18 protein-coding genes are annotated in these 20,324 nt (G+C 56.5%); 6 read left to right on the forward strand and 12 right to left on the reverse strand.

Annotated features, from left to right (window positions below; all coding sequences use genetic code 11):
• Window positions 1–552: inorganic phosphate transporter (locus V0Z78_RS17095; RefSeq protein ID WP_336345895.1), on the forward strand; the 552-nt coding region annotated here is incomplete at its 5' end.
• Between the two features lie 385 nt (window positions 553–937).
• A complete protein-coding gene (locus V0Z78_RS17100) occupies window positions 938–1,369 on the forward strand; it encodes a universal stress protein (RefSeq protein WP_336345896.1) in 432 nt (143 codons plus the stop codon).
• 23 nt (window positions 1,370–1,392) lie between these two features.
• Here V0Z78_RS17100 and V0Z78_RS17105 read toward each other — a convergent pair whose 3' ends face one another.
• The 6 genes from V0Z78_RS17105 to V0Z78_RS17130 all read right to left on the reverse strand — a co-directional run bounded on the left by V0Z78_RS17105 (window position 1,393) and on the right by V0Z78_RS17130 (window position 7,920).
• Window positions 1,393–2,595 carry an inorganic phosphate transporter gene (locus V0Z78_RS17105; RefSeq protein ID WP_409338759.1) on the reverse strand — a complete coding sequence of 401 codons (1,203 nt, stop codon included), beginning with the start codon at window positions 2,593–2,595 and terminating at the stop codon, window positions 1,393–1,395.
• A 560-nt stretch (window positions 2,596–3,155) separates the two neighbouring features.
• Window positions 3,156–3,479, reverse strand: coding sequence for a hypothetical protein (locus V0Z78_RS17110; RefSeq protein ID WP_336345897.1), 324 nt, complete (start codon window positions 3,477–3,479; stop codon window positions 3,156–3,158).
• A gap of 82 nt (window positions 3,480–3,561) precedes the next feature.
• On the reverse strand, window positions 3,562–4,893 hold the full coding sequence (locus V0Z78_RS17115; RefSeq protein ID WP_336345898.1) for a hemolysin family protein: 1,332 nt from the start codon (window positions 4,891–4,893) through the stop codon (window positions 3,562–3,564).
• Between the two features lie 312 nt (window positions 4,894–5,205).
• Window positions 5,206–5,943: an ATP-grasp domain-containing protein gene (locus V0Z78_RS17120; protein ID WP_336345899.1), complete on the reverse strand. Its 738-nt coding sequence runs from the start codon at window positions 5,941–5,943 to the stop codon at window positions 5,206–5,208.
• A 643-nt stretch (window positions 5,944–6,586) separates the two neighbouring features.
• Complete coding sequence (locus tag V0Z78_RS17125; protein WP_336345900.1) at window positions 6,587–6,919, reverse strand: hypothetical protein; 333 nt, start codon at window positions 6,917–6,919, stop codon at window positions 6,587–6,589.
• 89 nt (window positions 6,920–7,008) lie between these two features.
• Window positions 7,009–7,920 carry a glycosyltransferase gene (locus V0Z78_RS17130; protein WP_336345901.1) on the reverse strand — a complete coding sequence of 304 codons (912 nt, stop codon included), beginning with the start codon at window positions 7,918–7,920 and terminating at the stop codon, window positions 7,009–7,011.
• Between the two features lie 819 nt (window positions 7,921–8,739).
• Here V0Z78_RS17130 and V0Z78_RS17135 point away from each other — a divergent pair.
• Complete coding sequence (locus tag V0Z78_RS17135; protein ID WP_336345902.1) at window positions 8,740–9,624, forward strand: hypothetical protein; 885 nt, start codon at window positions 8,740–8,742, stop codon at window positions 9,622–9,624.
• 274 nt (window positions 9,625–9,898) lie between these two features.
• Window positions 9,899–10,501 carry a GNAT family N-acetyltransferase gene (locus V0Z78_RS17140; protein ID WP_336345903.1) on the forward strand — a complete coding sequence of 201 codons (603 nt, stop codon included), beginning with the start codon at window positions 9,899–9,901 and terminating at the stop codon, window positions 10,499–10,501.
• Window positions 10,502–10,835: 334 nt separating this feature from the next.
• On the opposite strand, the gene V0Z78_RS17145 is transcribed toward V0Z78_RS17140, so the two are convergent.
• The 5 genes from V0Z78_RS17145 to V0Z78_RS17165 all read right to left on the reverse strand — a co-directional run bounded on the left by V0Z78_RS17145 (window position 10,836) and on the right by V0Z78_RS17165 (window position 15,705).
• Window positions 10,836–11,000 carry a hypothetical protein gene (locus tag V0Z78_RS17145; RefSeq protein WP_336345904.1) on the reverse strand — a complete coding sequence of 55 codons (165 nt, stop codon included), beginning with the start codon at window positions 10,998–11,000 and terminating at the stop codon, window positions 10,836–10,838.
• A 56-nt stretch (window positions 11,001–11,056) separates the two neighbouring features.
• Window positions 11,057–11,764 carry a hypothetical protein gene (locus V0Z78_RS17150; RefSeq protein WP_336345905.1) on the reverse strand — a complete coding sequence of 236 codons (708 nt, stop codon included), beginning with the start codon at window positions 11,762–11,764 and terminating at the stop codon, window positions 11,057–11,059.
• Between the two features lie 192 nt (window positions 11,765–11,956).
• A complete protein-coding gene (locus V0Z78_RS17155) occupies window positions 11,957–12,391 on the reverse strand; it encodes a hypothetical protein (RefSeq protein WP_336345906.1) in 435 nt (144 codons plus the stop codon).
• A gap of 807 nt (window positions 12,392–13,198) precedes the next feature.
• Window positions 13,199–14,221: an NAD(P)/FAD-dependent oxidoreductase gene (locus V0Z78_RS17160; RefSeq protein ID WP_336345907.1), complete on the reverse strand. Its 1,023-nt coding sequence runs from the start codon at window positions 14,219–14,221 to the stop codon at window positions 13,199–13,201.
• 713 nt (window positions 14,222–14,934) lie between these two features.
• Window positions 14,935–15,705 carry an NAD-dependent epimerase/dehydratase family protein gene (locus tag V0Z78_RS17165; RefSeq protein ID WP_336345908.1) on the reverse strand — a complete coding sequence of 257 codons (771 nt, stop codon included), beginning with the start codon at window positions 15,703–15,705 and terminating at the stop codon, window positions 14,935–14,937.
• 167 nt (window positions 15,706–15,872) lie between these two features.
• On the opposite strand from V0Z78_RS17165, the gene V0Z78_RS17170 reads away from it, so the two are divergent.
• Window positions 15,873–17,732: a glycoside hydrolase family 15 protein gene (locus V0Z78_RS17170; RefSeq protein WP_336345909.1), complete on the forward strand. Its 1,860-nt coding sequence runs from the start codon at window positions 15,873–15,875 to the stop codon at window positions 17,730–17,732.
• 982 nt (window positions 17,733–18,714) lie between these two features.
• Here V0Z78_RS17170 and V0Z78_RS17175 read toward each other — a convergent pair.
• Window positions 18,715–19,380 carry a helix-turn-helix domain-containing protein gene (locus V0Z78_RS17175; RefSeq protein ID WP_336345910.1) on the reverse strand — a complete coding sequence of 222 codons (666 nt, stop codon included), beginning with the start codon at window positions 19,378–19,380 and terminating at the stop codon, window positions 18,715–18,717.
• Between the two features lie 440 nt (window positions 19,381–19,820).
• On the opposite strand from V0Z78_RS17175, the gene V0Z78_RS17180 reads away from it, so the two are divergent.
• Window positions 19,821–20,246: an EamA family transporter gene (locus V0Z78_RS17180; RefSeq protein ID WP_336345911.1), complete on the forward strand. Its 426-nt coding sequence runs from the start codon at window positions 19,821–19,823 to the stop codon at window positions 20,244–20,246.
• Window positions 20,247–20,324 lie beyond the last annotated feature (78 nt).

The following is a 20,324-nucleotide window of genomic DNA, read 5'->3' on the forward strand; positions in this document are numbered from 1 at the left end:
TCCGGCACCTCGAACATCGCCAACGCGATCGCTCCGCTGGTCGGCAGCGGTGCACTTGAGATGAACCCCGCCATCGTTATTGGCTGTCTGGCTGTCGGCATCGGCACGTTCACCATCGCCCGTCGCACTCTGGAGACAATGGGCAACGACCTCACCGAACTCCCGCTGACGGCGGCCATTGTCGTTGCGACCGTCAGTGCCACGCTCGTAACCTTCCTCTCTTGGATCGGGATCCCCGCGAGCTTCGTCGTAATCGCGACGATGTCAATCATTGGCCTCGGCTGGGGACGGGCGACCCGCCCGCTTACAGTCTCCGAGGCAGTGCGCGGGGAACAACCAATGACGGTCTCCGTCGGGGCGCTGGCCGCCGATAAGGTGGGCGAGGAGCTGCCGCCGATCGGCGAAGAGAACCCCCCGACGATTCCGAGGGCGTCGGACCTGTTCGACCCATCAACGACAGCCCGAGTCATCCTGATGCAGAACCTCGTTCCGGTGATCGCGACCCTTGGGGCGTACCTGACCTTCCGATTCGTCCCCATCTTCGGGATCTGACCCTCCCGATCGATGCAACCTTGCAGGCGCTAACCCGCGCAGTGCCCGAGCCAACTCACTCCTGGTCATTCCAGAAACTCACGTGCTCGCGGGACGAATCAAGTGACTGCGACCGACAGCAGATACGTGATACTGAGGAACGGGATTCCTCGTCCGAGACGATGCTGGGTCCTAGCCCCTGTAGCGAGAGACCAAAGACCAACTCCACCGAAACGACGACAGCGATCGCAAAAGAGCATGAAACGATTCTCATTATCTTCGCAGACACGGTCTTCGCGTTAGCGAGCTGGTGGCGCTTGACTGGGTGTATCTCGATCTTGGTGCCGAACCCAGAGAACTATTGGCTGACGTGAGATACAAGACTCTACTTCCCGAATAAGAGAATGTGGCTCCATCACATGTGCTCGTCCCGCTGGATGGCTCACCATTAGCCGACGCTGCTCTCAATCACGCACTCGATGTCTTTGACTGCCGCATCACTGTGTTGAACGTCATAACGCCGCTCGACGCAGGCATGAGTGAAAGCGGCATTCTGGAGATGGATGAGGCACAGCTCGATGAAGCACATGCTCGGGCCGACCAGCTGATCAAGCGGGCCCGCCACCAAGCAACAGCCATGGACCGCACGGTCGAAGCAGTGGTCGAGACTGGTGAACCGGCGGAGACGATCCTCGCGTACATCGACACTGCTGACGTCGATCATATAGTGATGGGTGGCCACGGAGGGCCCAAAATTGGTGCCCTTCGTCGCTTACTCGGAACCGTTGCAACCACCGTGGTCGGTGAAGCACCTATCTCCGTGACAGTCGTTCGGTAAGTTCCCGTGGACTGGATGCCGCCTCACTTGATGCCTAGAAGCGTCGAGAACAATCGGTAGAGTCCAAATCCGATCCCAATAGAACCCGCCAGTGTGAGCAACCAGAAGGTGATCGTCACGGTGATTTTTCGCCGGGAGACGCCGGCGGTGCCAGCAGCCAGTCCGCCACCGATTACACCCGAAATGATGATATTATTGAACGAAATCGGAATGCCAAGCGTAATCGCTGTTTGAGCGATGATAAATCCCGGAACGAGCGCCGCGATCGAGCGGCGCTCCCCCAACTGGGCGTACTCACGGGATGTGGCCTGTAACAGCCGCGGCGCCCCCATCCACGCCCCCGCAAGAATACCTGATGCTCCAATAACCAGCAGCACGATCCCCGGCAGCCCAAGTTCGACGCCGTACAGCTGCTCCAGCGGCCCCGTTGCGAGTCCGACTTGGCTGCCGCCGCTACTAAACGCAACAATCCCGCCGAGGATGAGGAGAAACGTTCGAATTCCCTGTTCGGTCGATGCGTACACTTTTCGGCGAATGAACTGAAAGCCGATGCCGGCAAACACAATGGTGACGGCAACGACTGACAGGTCGATGCCGACGACGTTTGGACTCCCAAGCACGTATGACACCAGCTCTGCGACTGACCCCTGTGCGCGCTCGGGATGGGGGATCACTCCAAGACGGATATGGGTAAGGATGCCCGCAACGATGGCTGCTAACAGTGGAATGGTGACAGTTTCAGGGACGTCATCTCTGCGAAGGAGTGTTGCCGTAAGAAAGGCAATTCCGCCCGATGTCGGCGGAACGAGCAGCCAGAATGTCCCGATCTGTCGATAGGTATCGAACGCGGGATTGCCGCCAAGCGAGAGGCCGACACCGACCATCGCACCGGTTGTCGCAAAGGCTGCTGGAACTGGATAGCCCGTGTAGACGCCGAACATCATGAATGACGCTGCGACCAGCAATCCCGTCGTTGCAGCGAGCGGCGTGATCGTGGTGCCGAGAATGAGATCTGCGCCGACTGTTTCAGAAATACTTCCCCCCTGCGTGAGTGCGCCTGCTGCCGCGAGAATCCCGATCAGGAAGGCGGCTTGCAACGTTGAGATAGCATTGGCCCCGATCGCTGGTGCGAAGGGGGGCGAGTTACTGTTCGCACCGAGTGACCACGCCATGAATAGGCAGGTCATCGTTGCAAGGCCGACGAGAATCCAGAACGCCAGCGTCATGATCGTCTGCGGATCAGTGTTTCCTTTGTGTGGGGCCACTGGAGAGAAAAAGGGATGCGCTCGTCCTCAGTGGTGTGACACAGGGGTAAGATGACCGTCTTCTCCCGTCTCATAGCGAGACTACTCACTCTACTTGGTCAACATCGGTTGAGTCACAGAGTGGACAGTATTGGCGGCGTATATCGAACAGGATTGACCCGCAGCTCTCACATCGTGTATTGGATTCTTCGACCAGTATTGACTGGCACCCAGAGCACCACTTGTCTGACGATTTGAAAGACACATTACATGATTGGCAGTAATACGTCCCATCGTGTGTTCGAGAGGATCTCTCAGGGAGAAGTGCTCGTGTGAATTTAGCCACGAGGTCCATACTAACTGTACGAGGTGGAGGAAGATAACACTTAACACACCAATCAACTTCGCTACTCAACGGAGGCAGTCTGATCAAGTATGGATGCCGATTAGATTACTCGATGGGTACAGTTCGAACGCAGTCGCTCTTGATGCCGGCTGTAAATACGTTCACCTGGTACTGAAAGATTGGATCGTCCTCTCCATCAGATTTCCCGACGAGTCGCTAGTTTGCTCTCGGTAGGATTATCGAGTTCCATCGCATCGAGCCTCTCGGCAAGCGTCGCAAGTCGGTCATCAAGCTCACTGACAAACTCGTCAGTACGCTCGGTCGTCATTGCCCCCTGCGGAGATGGCTCGATAAGTCCGTCTTCTTCGAGGACTCGGAGTGAATAGCGGACTTCATGATGCTCATACCCACTGTAGTTCGATAATTTCACGATTCCAATCGGCTCGTGTTCATTAACTCTCGTCAAGATATCTAAATTCCGTTCGATCATGCCAACTTCTTTCTCTAGTCGGTCGGTCATCTGTTTGCTCCCATGTTACTCTCGAAGGTAGTGTTTGGTATTCCTACCCATTCGTATCCAAGCGAGCAGGTCCTACTCCTAGTCACTCCTCTGCTTGATCATCGATATCTCTTTCGTGGACCCATACCGTCGAAATTCTGGTCCCTTCAAGGTTCGTTACCTCAATGACATGATCGGCGATTTCGATGCGGTCGCCACGTTCTGGCACGCGGTCGAGGTGTCCGAGCACCAGTCCACCGATCGTTTCAACCTTATCGCTTTCGAAGTCCCCAGCGAGGGTGTCATTAACTTTCGACAATCGGACTCCTCCGTCAATGTCGTACCCCTCATCGTCACGCTGGCGTATCGAGGGTTCGCGCTTATCGAGATCAAACCCGTCTCGAAGGTCTCCGACGAGGGCCTCAACGATATCTTCAACCGTTGCAATCCCCTCGAACGCTCCCCACTCGTCGATGACTGCGGCCATCTGCTGGCGATCCTCCCTGAACTGTATCAAGAGATCGCTAATTGCCATCGTCTCTGGGACAATGAGAATCTCACGGGCGATGTCACCGACTATCTCGGCATCCCCATTGTCCACCTCTGCTCTCAGCACGTCCTTGACATCTACGAATCCGACCACCTGGCCACCGTCGTTGGCATCAAGAACCGGATAGCGCGTGTGTCCGGCCTCTAAGATAATCGAATGATGTTCGGATAGTGTGGCATCCGCCGGAACGCCCACCACGTCCGGTCGTGGGACCATGACCTCCCGCACCACGGTGTCGTCAAGATCGAAGACGCGCTCGATCATCGTCACTTCTGCCACGTCAATGTCCCCACCCTCGCCGGATCGTGTTAGTACCCGAAGGAGTTCCCGCTCACCGAGTGTCTCATCCGTTTCGGAAGCGGGTGGCACACCGAGCGACCGCGTGAACGCGTTGGCCGCCCCGTTGAAGATGACAATTCCTGGATAGAGTATATAATAGAAGGCCTTCATGGGCGGGGCGAGGAACAGCGAGAGGCGCTCGGTCTTGGCAATTGCGATCGTCTTCGGTGCGAGTTCACCGAAGACGACGTGGAGAAACGTGATGGTACTAAAGCCGATTGCGAAAGCGACGAGATGGATGAGATTCGCCGGGAGAACCGGTTCCAGTATGGGCTCGATGAGTGCTGCCACCGCGGGTTCGCCGACCCATCCCAATCCGAGTGAGGCGATGGTGATACCGAGTTGCGTCGTGGCGAGATAGTTGTCGAGATTCGTCATCACTTCTTGGAGCGTCCCCGAGCCGGGCCGCCCTTCCTCGACGAGCTGATCGACCGATGTCCCCCGAATTCGAACGAAAGCGAACTCTGCAGCGACAAAAAAGCCGTTTAATACCACGAGAATCAGCGCTAAGACGAGTTGTGACACCGAGAGCGCAACGTCTACCATCGGTACTCCCAGAAAGTACTGCCGTTCGAGTGGAATGTATCCATATCTATGTATCTCGTCCCATTTACTAAAAGCCTTTAAATGATTCGCGGGTGACCGACTCACGACGATTCTTCCGGTAGACGAGTAATTCTGAGATCGAAAGAGAAAGAGAAAGAGAATCCGTTCGGGTTGTTTTTCATATCTCTGTCCGAAACATCGAACGCGCCATCGAGGACTCTCACCGATGAAATTACGCGTCTAAACAAGGCTCAGAGATTGTATTCAGCAGAACTCTCTGCTCGGTACTAGTTCGAAGAAGTGACTCTCAGATTACCGATCGGGTAGATCCACACGGATCGACTCATAGAGGGGCAGTTCCAACCCGCTGTCCCGGTAGCCTGCAGCGAGATTAACGTCTACGGCCCAGAACCGATCCTCGTCGTCTTTGACAAAGTCGACCCCGACGCCACGAAGCTTGAGTCGGTTGACGAGACGGCGAAGACATCGCGTAAGCGTCGGTTTGGGACGAATCTGATTCAGGAATCGTTTGGGGCCGTGGAGCTTCGAGGTAACGCGCTTGGCCGCCGTCTGGACTCGCGTTCCATCGTTGACGGCGTAGTACTTGTAATCGATGGGGTCCGTGTGAATCCGCTCTTGATAGAACCCTCCCTCACCATTCAGTTCGGGGTCGCCGTGCCAGATGTAGTAGGGCTTTGCAATGTACTCAAACTCGGGTTTCTCGAAGGTTATTCGAGGAGTATGAAACCCGACTGCCTCAAGCGCTCGTAGCCCGATTAACCGTGAACTCAACGCAATCGTCGCGATGAGATTGTTCCACAAGGGTGTCCCCGTTCGCCACGCATACCTGAAAGCGGGGAGATTGAGTGGGAACACCTGCTTGTTGACGAGCAGAGCGAGATCTTCGATCTGGGTCGCAGAGAGTTCGGATCGCGGATCCAGGAACCGAACTGTATGTCCTGCGTCCCGAAGCTGGCTGGCGACGGCAGTGAACACCGGCTGATCATCAGCACAGAGGATCCCGATCTGCTCCGCGCCAGCCGTCTTCATAGATAGCAGACGTACGTGTTGCAGGGAAGATAATCCTTTGATATAGTCTTGCACTAACGGATTCGAACGCACGGCACGACCGAGTTCAGTAGTGGTGGAGCCGTACAACGTACAAACTATGCGTCATTTATTCACCGTCGTCTAAATGGTTTATCAGAATATAGTCAGGAACGGCGTTCGAGATACAGGATATGGTTCAGCAACTGGTGAGATGCCGTCTAGAAACCTATACGCCTGCCCCACACAGGGTTTCGTATATGGCGAGCTCAATCTCTGGCCGTTACCGTCTGTGGGGAGGGTAACGAGGAAGGAGAACGGATGAGCTCCTGTCTGCGCCCAGAACTACAGGCGAGTGACGCTCAGCGAACGGGGAGTCTCTGACATCACCCCGTTTTTCCTGATCGGAGGGTGGCCTTTCGACACCCATGTAATGGTGTCTGGAGAGTCCTTCTGAGTCTTTCGATGTAACAGAAATATATCATAGTTGGTCATCTAGAGGTGAGTGCTTATTTCAGTGGAAGCGGCGCTCTTGGTGTTTTCTAGCGTCTTGATAGTAAATCCTTCGCCAGTTTATCTCTCAGTTATCGTTGAGCCGACAGCTACCAGTCGAAAGGGGACGTGAGCTGCAGGGGGAGAAAGCGAGCTATGGTAGATCCTCCGGCTCCGTCGCTCGGTAGTAAATCGTGATTTCCCCATCGTGTTCAAGCGCGCGTTTTTCAGCTAACCCGTCGTATACGAGCGTTTCGAGCGCAGATTCGACAACAGCCTTGGAGCGTTCGCGCGAGAACTGCCACTGAATCGCCTGGGTGAACGCCCCCCAGAGACCGTGGTCTTCAGGGCCACCCGGACCAGCGTCCCGAAGTAGATCGGTTACCCGAAGCGCTTGGGGCGAGTATTCGACGAGTGTTTCGTGAAGCGTGGTCAGGAGATCGGCCTCCTCGTGTGCCCGTCCCCAGTCGTCCTCGCTGATCGGCATCTCAGTTGAACGTAGGCACTTCATGCTCTTTAGTGTACGCTCTTCTGAAACAGGTCGTTGATGAACACTGGGCGAGACACTGCAAGGAGCTACTCGAGGACCGTTACGTCGACCTTCCTACGCCAGCGGTATCGTCGACCACCCCAAACGAACGTCCGACGGGTCAGTGCGTACACAATGAGGGGCACGAAGGCGAACACTGCCGGATAGGCCAGCACGGCCGTCCACCGACGGACGCCCAGGACCTCGTTGACAGCAAGATGCAACACTGTCAGGAGGACTGCCATCGGGAGTGGGGCCACGATTGCACCAGCGAGGACGAACAACAAGACGAGAACTGTCCCGGCAACGGCACCGGGAAAATGCCATCGGAGAATCTGCGTCCACCGGACCTGGCGCTCGACTGTCTCACGGATGGTCCCTCCAATAGGGACGATGCGCGTTCGCCCAACCGTCGTCACCTGGAGATACTCCATGAGGAGTCCGTCGTCGCTGACGGTTCGCTGCAGGTTCTCGAGAAACGCGGCCTCGTCGATGTCGTCTCGCTCGAAGATGACTGCGCCGCCCCAGATTCGGTTGTTGCGATAGATGCCAAGCGAGCCTGCCGAGGCATACAGCGGTTCGAGTAGTACTGAGAGGGGATCTCGTCCGACAAAGTACGGCACCTCCGATACTGGTCCATGCGTCTCGTAGTCAGCACTGAGGGTCGCCAGCCAGTCCGGGGGATGGTGGAAATCATCGTCGGTCCAGACGAGCCGGTCGTGGCGTGCAGCTTCCATGCCGGTAACGATGGTGTTTGCCTTCCCCGAACAGTGCTCGGGCTCACCGGCAGCGATGAGTTGGACGCCTTCAGGGGTGTGTTGCTCGGTGATGGGGTCGCTTTCGACGTCGTGAATGAGGAGGAGTTGGTCGTGGTCTTGGAGTTGAGCGGCCAGCTCCGTACAGGCGTCGGTCCACGTTGTTGTTGGCAGGAGGACGCTCATCGGCGGACGGTCGGCCATTGGTGGTGGCTTCTAGTGATGCGGTGAAAAACGGACCGGTCACTGCTATTCGAGTTCAGTAGGACGTTAAGCAGCCAGGACAGAACGTCAGTGACGTCTCGAGGGAGGCACCACAGCTGGAACAGGTGTTGACGCGGGCACCGCCCCTCTCCTCCGGTGCTTGATCTCGTCCCGTTGGAGATCCGTCGCGCTTGAGGTTGAATGCGTCCATTTTGTTACTCTTACTACAACAAATTTAGAGTGATATGCGATAACTCTTCTCATTATGAAGCAAGCGAAGGATCAACTTATCGAGAAGCGAGTCGATAGCCGCCGGCGGGTCACGCTTGGGAGTGAGTTCGCGAACAAGGAGGTTCAGCTAGCGGTGCTCGAAGTAGGGGATGAGGGCTAAAGCAATTCGATGGGTTTGGTGATCGAGTTTCTTACCTTGTGCAACGACGGTTAATGAGTGGCGCGTGTTGCACAAGGCGGGTCCGATTGGTGGATGGGTCTGGATAGAGTAGAATGTGTCTCTACTAGGTATCTTCGGCGGGCACCGAGTCCTGATGGCGAACGGCCAGCGGGAGTTCGCCATTGGTCTTGAGGTCTCGAAGTCCGTATGAGTAGACGTCTGTTGATCGGCTCGTTTCGGTATCGAGATTGTCGTTAGTACCCGGACTTTTTGTTGAGAGTGGGGTTCTTACCGAGGCTGACATTCGGAAAAGCTTGGATTGTAGAGGCGTTTGTAGGGCACTCGAGTTACTTTGCAGATCTAGCTGGATTGCGGTGTCGAGTCAATCCAATACTTAACGATGATCGCCGCTGAATGGTCACGTGTCTATGGCTGATGCACCGCCGGCCGTGCAGCTTCACCATCCTGCTGATAGTCGTTTTAGTCTCGCGTTCATCACTGATGAGAAGACGGAACGGGTCCGGAAAGCACAGGTCCTAACGGAAGACCCAGATATCGAAGTTGTGATTCGCGAAGAGACAATCGGCGGCAATCAGCTCTATCTCCTTTATACGAAAACTCGATTCGACGCCGCCTACCAGTCGTTTGAGACGACCGAGGAGGTTCTTGAATGGCTTGACGAGCACTTTTCCGACGCTGACAAGCAGATTCTCTTCGTCGTGATCAATGCATTCGACGGAATCATCTCAGAAACGGAAGACGCCAATGGGACGTTCTCTACCTACAAATCGATGGATCTAGAGGCTATCCCTACGATTCTGAATAATGTCGAATGGCGCCAGTCAGTGCCCGAGGTTGGAGCACAACTTCTCTCTCAATTTATTCTCACACATCCGATGCCCAATACGAATCATCGAACGGGGCTTAGCCTCCTTGATCGGTATCTTACGTCATACGATCCCAGTGCTACCCTTCCGGCAACTGGCGAAGAAGGGCAATGGTACGACTGGATCAAGGAGTATATCTATGATTCAAAGCAGCTTCTCACACTTCGGAATAACCTCCAATTGTTGTATTGGGCACATCAGTACGGGTACGAGGCTGTTGAACGGAAAGAAGGGATTCGCATTGAATTTTCGGCTGTTGACTTAGAGCGGTCCGATCCATGGGACTACTACGCTGATCGCCATCTCGATCTCACTCGAGAGTTTGTCGTCTCGACAGTGCTTGAGCAAGTAGGAGCGTCTCACCTCCGTGAGCGAACTGATGATGGAAAACGAGCGTTTGCTGATCGGCTTCGGGCGACTCGCTAGTCGGGGAGGTGGGCTAATCGACGTCCGGTCTCGTATGCGCCCTTACTGAGCTCCGAGCGTTCCCCTGTCTCTTCGTCCAGGGCGCGCTTGAACTCGTCAAACTCCATTATGATACTGTCTATACGCTCTGTGGATAAGAAGTTGCTGACTAGTGTGGTTGGTTACCTTGTCTTCTCCTATATTGCCACGTTCGTTCGACCCGAACACGGGGGACATCGGCCGAACGGGTGCGTCCCGGGAAATGGCTTTAATATAGCCCCTGATTTTAGCAGGTATGCTGCTTTTCCCTACCGAGATGGAGAGCGAGCGACTCCGATACGAGCTGCTGGAGCCTGAGACCTTCGACCCCTTCGAGTTGTATGAGCACGTAAACGCAGAAGCTCCCCACATCGAGGAGATCACCGAATACATGACCTGGGAACCGTACGCCCACCCGAAAATCGCCTTCGACTGGGTTGAGCAGTGCGGCGAGGACACTGAGACGGGCGAGGGGGCCACCTACGTTCTGCGACCGAAGGAAAGTGAGCAGGCTGGTGAGCTGGCGGGCCTCGCGGGCCTGGATGTAGACTGGGACCGACGACTGGCGACCATGGGAACCTGGCTCCGGAAACCGTTCTGGGGGCGGGGGTTTTCCGGGGAGCGGGCCGGTCGGCTTCTGGAGTTGGCCTTCGACCAGCTGGACCTTGAAGTGGTGGCAATCACCCACGATCCCGAGAACGAGCAGTCCGCCCGGGCGATCCAGAAGTATGTAGAGTGCTTCGGCGGACAAAAGACGGGACGCATCCGGAATGATATCGTAGTAGACGGAAAGCCCCGCGACTCGATCCGGTATAGCATCTCACGAATGGAGTGGGTGTCGAATCGTGATAAAGAGTGACTTTTATTCGAAAGTCTCTGACCGAGACGCACTCTCTATTCAGCACGACCTCTGAGAATGGTCACCAATTGAGACTTCCAATAAGTCCGACGATGGGAAGTCCCACTGCCTAAGCGTTGATTGCGCCGGTATCGATGCCAAAGACGCTTCCGATAGCTGCAGCAACTTTTCAGTTATCGTTAGCTGGCTTATCCTCAAGTGGATCAGGCATAGAGTAGTCGTCGATTGATGTATCGATCTTCTCTGGTGTCTGATCCGTCCCCTCGGCAAGGAATTTACTCACACGTTCACCAAGTGCATCTTCACAGTTTTCAAGAAGACATAGCGGTTTCGTTCATCTCACTACCACCTGCGTCGCTTTCAGTTCCTCCATCGCTTCCGTCATTGCCCCCCGTTTCATCGTTCTCGTCCATCTCTTTGCCGTTGTTATCTCCGGGCTGATCGTCAGTTCCGTTACTTCCACTGTCGTTGTCATCCCCAGGCGGGTCGCTAGTTCCATCGTTTCCACCGCTGTCGTCATTCCGACTCGGAAGCTCCTCACAGGCAATCCCGTCGTTATTTGCATACTAAGCGGTGGGGGTCGCCTTCAAACTGCTCGTAGAACTCCTGAGCCTCCTCCTGATATGTGAAAGAAGGGCAATCACGATCAGGTCCAGGATCCCTAGGCGGGTCCTCAGGTGGTTCTTCAGGCGGTTCTTCGGGCGGGTTCTCGGGCGGATCTTCAGACGGGTCCTCTGGTGGATTTTCTGGTGGGTCCTCAGGCGGGTCTTCAGGTGGGTCTTCGGGAGTATCCGAATCATCTCCATTCCCAGATGATCCAGAACTCTCACTGTCCCTCTCCTCTGATTCGGATGACGGTTGCTGCGTACTACCAGTATCGGTTGATGAGCTATCGTCACCGTCGCTGTTACTGTCCCCGTTGCTACCGGAATCACCATCATCCGAGGATGAATCTACGGAGGATTGTTCTGTTTCAGATGTAGATGTATCCTCCGTAGTAGAATCAGAGGCCGACGATGAACTCGACGTGCTCGTATCGCCGTTATTGCTCTCCTCAGTATCGGCTTCTGAGGAGGATGAGGCGGATTGAGTGTTGTTTTCCGTGTCAGATGCTTCAGTTGACTCAGTAGTATTGGTTTCCGTATTGTTCGATTCGTTTGAGGCGTTATGACGGTCGCTGGTATCGTTCGTTTCGTTTTGGCCGGCTGGACCATCCGTTCCCCAGCCTGCACACCCAGCCGAGGCAACCATAACGACTACCATCACGATTGCGAATAATTTCCGAATGTTCACTCTATTAATGTGACGAGATGGATAGTTTAATCTTGTTTTAGTTTGGTTGTCGTATTCCGTACGCTTGCATAAACCGTACTCTCCTATCAAGGGAGTCGTGCAGAGAGAGGACTAGCAGAGTCGCACCAAAAACGGGTTCGCAAGCGATCGACACCGGCCTGATCACTCCTCGTGTTTAGTCCCCGCTTTCGCAACTGTGTCCCAATCGATATCGGAGTCTCTTACGAGATAGACATCACCCTCGACATTCTCGATGATCGTTTCTTGTTTGACTGCTCCCACGTCGATGTAGTCTCTCCCAACGGCCTGAATCGACTCCCCGTTTTCATCTTGGATGTCAGCGCCTGCGAATGTTGGATGGGATTGAGCTATCTTGTAAATCGATACGAGAACATCTGTTCCATGAACGACCAACGCAGCAGCGTTTAGTACAATGACTGTAGCAGGGTCTGCTAATTGAGCCTCCTCCATTTTTTTCTTGCGCGTCTCAATCTCGATCTCCTCGAACTGCTCAAACTGCTTGAGAATCTCCTCATACTCCTCATCCGACAGCTTCTCTCTGTTAAAGCGGACCTGTGTGTTGTAGCTCTCCGTCATGTAAAATGAAGTAAAAAGGCTAACAGCACAAATCTATGGGTCCCCAAGTAGGCAGATCGGGTGGTCTCGGAGCTACAGACTCACGTCCCGCGCCGATGTTCTACCTCAGCCGTCAATCGGTGGATTTCCTCGCGGGGATATCCCTCCGATTCCCGCTTCATATCCGCCCCTAGGCGTCTTGTCTCATGGCGTGACATCACCCGCGAGTAGTGCAACTTCTCGACGGCCCTTCGCCGCCATGCCCAAACGCCAGGCCTCCTAGTGCCTTACGCGTCCCACTCGTCACAAGCGAGAACGGTTGTGGCTGTATGAGGAGTGTCCCGGCGTAGCTCCGGTGAGCGATGCCAGTCGAGCGGGTCATACATCCAGTCGGAATGATAAATCGCCTCGTAGTCGATCGCGCCCAGTCGACCGTCGAAAGCCATCGGTTCAACGTCCATATCACGGCAGGATTTCGGTAGCCATCCACGCACCAGCTATGAAATGCGGATCGAGCGTCTTGAGGACGAAGTCGACGACCTACAATCGACCAATGAGCGTCTCGAGACGAAAGTCAACCAGCAACATGAGCATCTCAACGATCTCGAAAATCGGTTCGACACACTCCTCGACCGACTCGAAAAGCAGCTGTTCTGATCACTAGATACTTCTCTTCCTCTTTTCTCGAACCTTGTGCAATCAGCGCACAACCCTGACGAACAGCCCGATCTCGACTCGTTGCGGAAAGCGACGAACTGCCGCGACGATCAGTGTGCTATCGACGAGTTCGAGAAATCGGTCTGACTCCGCGCTCGTGTGAATGGCTTCTCACTCTTCGTACGTGTGGAAGTCGACTGCCTGTTCGAGCAGTTCGTCGGGAATCCCCGGGACCTCCTCGGACCGGACCGGTCCCTGCTCGTCGAGGAGATCGGGATCCCGTGGGAAGTCCCGAAGCTGGAAGTGTACGTCGATACCCGCTTTCGCCCCCTGGCCCAACGCTACCGGTACCTGGTTATGGCCTGGCGTACAGTCGCCGACGGCGTAGACGTCTTCGACGGACGTCTGCCCGTGGTCGCCGACCTCGATCGTGCCATCGTCGTTGATCTCACAGCCGAGTTCCCGGGCGAGACCGTTGTTGTACTCGGCACCGTACATCGCAAATCCACCTTTGTACTTCCGGACGCTGCCGTCCTCGAACTCGAGGGCTTTCAACCAGCCGTCCTCGCCGTTCTGGACGCCGGTGATATCGTCCGTGACGACGTCGATGGGATGTTTCTCGAGCATCGCACCCGTTTCCTCGCTCCATTCGGGGTCGTTACCGCGAGTGAGCAGGTCGACCTCGTCGGTGAAGTTCAGCATGATCCCGGCGACGTGGGCGGCGCTTTCGGCATGGCCCATCACGTACACCGACTCGTCGACGAACATGTAGGCATCACAGTGCAGACAGTAGTGGAGTCCCCGACCTGTCCGCGGAAGCGGCGGTTCCGGGCGCACGTCGTTGAAGCCGGTCGCCAGAACGACCCGGTCCGCTTCGTACTCTGCGCTGTTGCCCGACAGTCGGATTCGATCCGGGTCGGGCCGTGAACAGGTCGTGACCATGTCGCGATGAACGTCACACCCGTATTCCTCGAGCTGCTCTTGTCCGACGCTGAGAAACTCCGGCCCACTCGTTTCCTCTTTCACGCCCAGAAGGTTGTGGACTTCCTGCATCATCGCTGCACGGCCACCTCCACGGCTGACGACGGCCGTATCGTGTCCGAGTCGTGTGCTGTACAGCGCTGCCGTCATTCCGGCGGGACCGCCACCGACTACGATAACTTCGTACTGGTAGCTATCTGTCTCCTCACTCATGTTCGGATCTGATGGTCGCATCCGGCAAATAAATGTATTTGTGGGCACCCAACCGGAACCATTCGGCAGCCACGAAAACGCACGGAATTCGGCTCGGTGAATCGGCTCAGAGTTAGTGGCAACATGCGCAGTTCCCGATACGAAACGTCGTCTCCGCTGTCTCGGTTGCAATGTGCTGATGGTCACCGACGCGACGGCGACCGCCGGCGAGGACGAGCTGGAAGCGGCGCTCACTAACCACGTTCATCGCCCACGAGACGGCGACGACCGACGTAGGTCGTCGGTCGGCTGGCATCGGGCTCCGCCGAAGTGACGGGCGCGTCCGCCGATTGATGGCGGGGACGCCGAAACCTCCACTCGTCTGCCAGCCGGCCCGGAGGGCGATCGCCTCTACCTCGTTAACGTCCGCATAGTGTGTCCCAAGGTCCTCGCAAGCGGCCCTGCCGACGCCGCAGTAGGAGTCAGACCGCGTCGGCGTCGGCTGTGTGGGCGTATCCGTCGTCGTGACCTGCGGATCGCCGTTCGCAGCGTTGTACCGTCCGATATCGGAGTACGGCGAGCGAACACCACTCGATCAATCCCGTTCTCGACGACCGCATCGTAGACAGGCGTGATCCACTGGACGTTCGAGCACTTCTCGACTGAGGGTCCCCGCGGCCAGCGAGTTCTCTTCCTGAATTTTGAAGGGGTCGGCGACCGGCCGATCGGCGGAGTTACTCGTCGAGGACCTCCGCCGAGTTGTCCCGCGGCTCGTACCCGAGCAGTCGCATCGTCTCCGTGATCGTGTAGAACCGGTCGTCGTTGCGGGATACCGCGTTGACGGTTACCGGGTTCTCGGGGAGATCCGCTGTCGCCGCCTTGCGGTGGACGTCGCGACAGTCGCGGGGACTGAGCCAGGTCGCGCGGGCGAAGCGGCGCTGCTCGGGAGAGGCGTCCTCGACCGCGTCCCGCAGGTCGTCTTCGGTCATGTACCAGCCGATGCGCAGGTTGACCACGTCTACCCCGTGGAGCTCTGCGTAGTACTTCCCCAGATCCTCGCAGGCTGCCTTGCTGACGCCGTAGAACGAGTCCGGCCGCGTCGGCGCGTCGCCATCGACGGGCCGCGCGTAGCCGGTCGTCGTCGCCTCCGGATCGTCGCTCGCGGCGTTGTACCGTCCGACCGCGTGGTTCGACGAGGCGTACACCACCCGGTCGATCCCGTTCTCGACGGCGGCGTCGTAGACGTTCTTGGTCCCCTGAACGTTCGTCTCCGAGACCGCCTCCCAGTCGGCGTCCGGCGAGGACGCCCCGGCGAGGTGGACCACGACGTCGAACCCGTTCAGTGTCTCGGCCACCTCGTCGGCGTCGGTGACGTCTAACAGGTCGCTGTCGAGATCCTCGTGCTCGGAGTGGGTGTACGGTACCACGTCGTGCTCGTCACTGAACGCGTCCAGTACCTCGCGGCCGACGTTCCCCGCGGCGCCGGTGAGTGCGATTCGCACCATCGTCGGGAGCTACGCCGGCGCGCGGGATATCATTGGGGGGTGGACGTCGGTGACGTACCTGCGCCCCACCCTTTTGTAGGTCCCCCCCGCATTTTGGTCCATGGCTTCGCGATCGTCGACCGGCAACGGCCGGACCAGACGCAAGCATCGCTCCACCGGTGATGCCGATGGCTGAGTCCGGGTACACGCCGATCGAGGCGTACGGCGTCGTCGGTAACCTAGAGACGTGTGCCCTGGTCGCGCCGGACGGTTCGATCGACTGGTTCCCGTTTCCGCACGTCGAGTCGCCGAGCATCCTTGCCGCGATTCTCGACGACCGGGACGGGGGGCAGTTCCGAATCGGGCCGGCTGAGCAGTACGAGACGAGCCGGCAGTACGTGGGAACAACGAACGTCCTCGAGACGACGTTCCGAACGGCGAACGGTACGGCGACGGTGACCGACTTCCTCCCGCCGACCGGCGAGGTCGACCAGCCGAAGAAGGTCATCTACCGCAAGGTCACCTGCTCGGAGGGGACGGTCGATCTCGAGATCGAGTTCGAGCCGCGGTTCGACTACGGGCGGGCGGAGACGGCGATCACGTCGACAGAGAAGGGCATCCTCTCGATAGGCGACGAGGAACGGACGTTGCTCGAGAGTCCGATCGATCTGGAGATCCACGACGACCGCGTCGCCGGCGACGTGACGCTCGAAGCGGGCGACGCGGAGTGGTTCCTGCTCCGGTGTACGGGTGCCGAGGACGCGAATGCGGACCCGGAGACCGCGCTCGACGAGACGGTGCAGTTCTGGACCGACTGGGCCCACACCTGCGACGCCGAGGCCGACTGCGCCTTCGGCGGCCCGTGGCACGACGTGGTGGTCCGCTCCGGACTGGTCCTGAAATTGCTCACGCACGCCGAGACGGGGTCGGTTCTCGCCGCACCGACGACGTCACTTCCCGAGGAGATCGGTGGTGTTCGTAACTGGGACTACCGGTTCAACTGGCTCCGCGACGCGGGATTCACGGTACAGGCGCTGTTGAACCTCGGCCACGTCGAGGAGGCGGTCAACTACTTCGAGTGGTTCCTGAACCTCTGCCAGACGGACGAGCCGGAGAAGATCCAGCCGCTCTACGGGCTCCACGGCCGGACGGACCTCGAGGAGCGAGAGCTAGACCACCTTGCCGGGTACCGGAACTCCCGGCCCGTCCGCATCGGGAACGGCGCCGTCGACCAGACCCAGCTCGACATCTACGGGGAACTGCTACTCGCCATCGACGAAATGCTCCGTCACGGCCGCGAACTCGATGACGAGGAGTGGAGTACAGTTAGCAGTATCGTCGAGTACGCCGGCGACGCGTGGGAGCAGAACGGCGCCGGGATCTGGGAAGTCCGCGGCGGCGCCAGACACTTCGTCTACTCCAAAGTGATGTGTTGGGTCGCGCTCGACCGGGGGATCGAAATTGCGAGCGATTACGGGTACGACGCGCCGCTCGAGGAGTGGCGTGATACCAGAGAGACGATCAAGACGGACGTGATCGAGAACGGCTACGACGAGGACGTCGGGGCGTTCGTTCAGGCGTACGACTCGGATGCGCTGGACGCGACAGGGCTGTTGCTCCCTATCGTGGGATTCCTCCCGTTCGACGACGAGCGTATCCAGGGGACGATCGAAGCGATCGAGAACGGACTGGTCGAGGACCAGGTGCTCGTCCACCGGTACGACGGCGATGACGGGTTGCCGGGAGAGGAAGGGGCATTCGTCCTCTGTTCGTGCTGGCTGATCGACGCACTCGCGCTCTCCGGACGGGTTGACGAGGCGTGCGAGCGGTTTGAGGCGCTGCTCGAGTACGTGAGCCCGCTCGGCCTCCTCGCCGAGGAGGTCGACACGAACACCGGCGCCCACCTGGGGAACTATCCGCAGGGGTTCAGTCACATCGGGATCATCAACAGCGCCCTGTACGTAGGGTACGCCCAGGGACAGGACTCACCGGGGGCGTCTCCGATGGGTATTCGGCTCGGCGATCCGATCCTTCCTGAACGGGAGTGACCACTGACCGCTTTCGGCGAGATAGAAGTCGAGAAGGGAGACACCATCTACGGCCGTGTGGTGAGAAAACTCAGCAGCCTACAGAGACGAATCTGGTGCTTCTACCGTCCTCTAAGGGCAAGTCGAAGACGGTTTCGTTCATCACAAACGAGGACGTGGACGACTAAATGTCATTAGATAGATGAGAAACGAAGGGATTGATCGGTCGCTACAGCCGGCGATGGGGTATCGAAAACAGCTCCAAGACGATCAGAGACTTCCTGGCCTGGACCACCTCGAAGGGATTCGGTGTCCGAATCTTCTACTTCGGTTTTGCCGTGTTACTGTACAATATGTGGCCCCTGGTTGATCTACTGTGCAGGCCAGTCTTGATATAGAGCACCGCTACAAGCCACGTGTGACCGCTAAGCAGTTCTTGAACTTAGTACGGAAGCGGCCCGCCGGAATCGGATGGAAATGCGCTGAGGCGATGTTCGCCCTTTTCTTAGTTGCAACTCCTTTCTGATTTCCCGTTTTGTACGTCATTCTGGGTAAGTCCAGCTTATATCGTCTCTGATGAGAGATCTTCCTGTTTTCAGGCGACTCTGTAGCAATTATGCACGGTGTTTCTCAGACAGGTCAGTGCCCAGAGTAACCATATTCGGAACTACAGGTTCCGTCTCTAGTTACGAACGACAGAAACCGTGCATGAGCTCTATCCACTGATTCCGTCTGTGTATACACATCGAATGCTATGCCACTACTGATGGATTCGGTCTGTAGTGGTTGATGCCAACTTCATTTCCCAACTAGAATGGATGAAGCACCTGTTAGGTAGTTCGTACATATTGACCACTAACGATTCTGCTAGCTTCGATAGGTGTTCTTCGCGGCGTGCTGAATACAGGGCGCGTTTCGGTCACGACACTCACCCTAGGACGCTAACGAAGATACATCGTGCCCTCTGAGTGATATCGTCGCCACTGCACCGAGTAGCCGTTGATCAATCCGGATTTTCACCGTCATCCATCAGGGAAGAAATGATGAGTCGTTTGGTCCCACGCCGAAGGAGACCACTGGCTGCAGGTTGAGAGATATCCAGGTTAGCGGCGACTTCGCTGAGAGTTGCGTTCCGTGGGTCTTCGAAATACCCTGTGTCAAGTGCGACGAGGAGTGCCTCTCGTTGGCTATCGGTCAATCCTGCATCCGTATCCCCTAAGCTAGCGTATTCGTTTACGCGCAGTAACTCGATATCAATGTCGTTCTGTTCTGCATAGTCCCATAGAGGGGCTAGATTCGTCCGATCGGGCATCCAGACTGTTAGAATCCAACCGTTTCTGTCGTTCTTCATATCGAGTATGACACCATTCGCGGTCGAAATTATTGGTGAGATGATCTTCGCTTCGTCTGTATACTCGAAGCTATAGATCGCCTTCTCGTCTCTGGTTTCAATAACTCGTTCAAACTCGCCAATGGTGTGATCGTTCCGCAATCCGTCTTCGAACTGGCGGAAATCAGATGACTGTACGCGATAGAAGAATTTCCCCGATGTAGGGTCAGTTCCTGCCTCTAACACCGACTTGACTTTCGAACTCTGGTCGTGAGTGACTGTCTTGGTGAGTACTATGTCAGGGTGCTCGATTCGGACAACTGCTTTAATATCGGTCACTCTTCTATAGGGTAGGTGCCTTTAATATTTGAATATGTATATCTGGTGAAGCCCTTAGCAACTATCAGAACCTGTTTACTGCATACTCAGAACGAGGATGAACGCGCATCGAAAATCTCTCGTGGAGTTCTCTGGGCGATAATCATCCCTTTTGCTTGCCCTCGTCGTCCTCACCGCATCCACCGAGCAACCTGCAAAAGTGGTCAGGAATACATGAGATCTCCTAGATCGAATATAAATGGATTATTCGATTAAGGGAGAGACCAATGCGAGTACGGTCGGTGTGCATCATGTATGGCACAGAGATACCATGCCGATGACCAAGGCAGCGACACTGAACCAGAATTCTACCTCCCCGTCGGAATTACCCCACCGTTCGATACCAGTCGCTTCGAGTGTCTCTGGGCGTCGCTATTCAACCATTACGTTGGATCACCATAATGGGTTTCCCCGAGATAGATTCGGCTGTGTTCTTCGGTTTGATTACAATGGTAACGTGGGGAATCTGGGTGGTCTTGGGCAACGCTGCGTCGGAGTCTATCGACCCGAGGACGGCCGCCGCGATCTCCTATCTCGTTGCGGGACCCCTTGCACTCGGATACATCCTCGTTACAGACGCATCGCTTGTCATTACTGCGAGAGGGGGACTGCTCGCCGGCGTGGCCGGATTGTTCACCGGAATAGGCCTGATTTCGATGTACGTCGGCCTTTCCAGTGGGTCAACAACAGTCGTCTCTACTCTCGGTGCGATGTACTTCGTCGTCGCGGCTCTCATCGGTATGGTCATCCTCGGAGACGAAGTTACGATAACGAGATTTGCTGGGATAGCGTTCGCAATTATTGGGGTCATCTTGGTTTCCCAATAGATTACCCTTGCGTAATTGTTGGACATGGGATAGTACTCTAAAAAAGGTGAGCCAAGACGCGTCTTCCGCCTTCTTAGT

It is taken from the genome of Halalkalicoccus sp. CG83 (assembly GCF_037081715.1).
In the GTDB taxonomy this organism is placed as follows: Archaea; Halobacteriota; Halobacteria; order Halobacteriales; family Halalkalicoccaceae; genus Halalkalicoccus; species Halalkalicoccus ordinarius.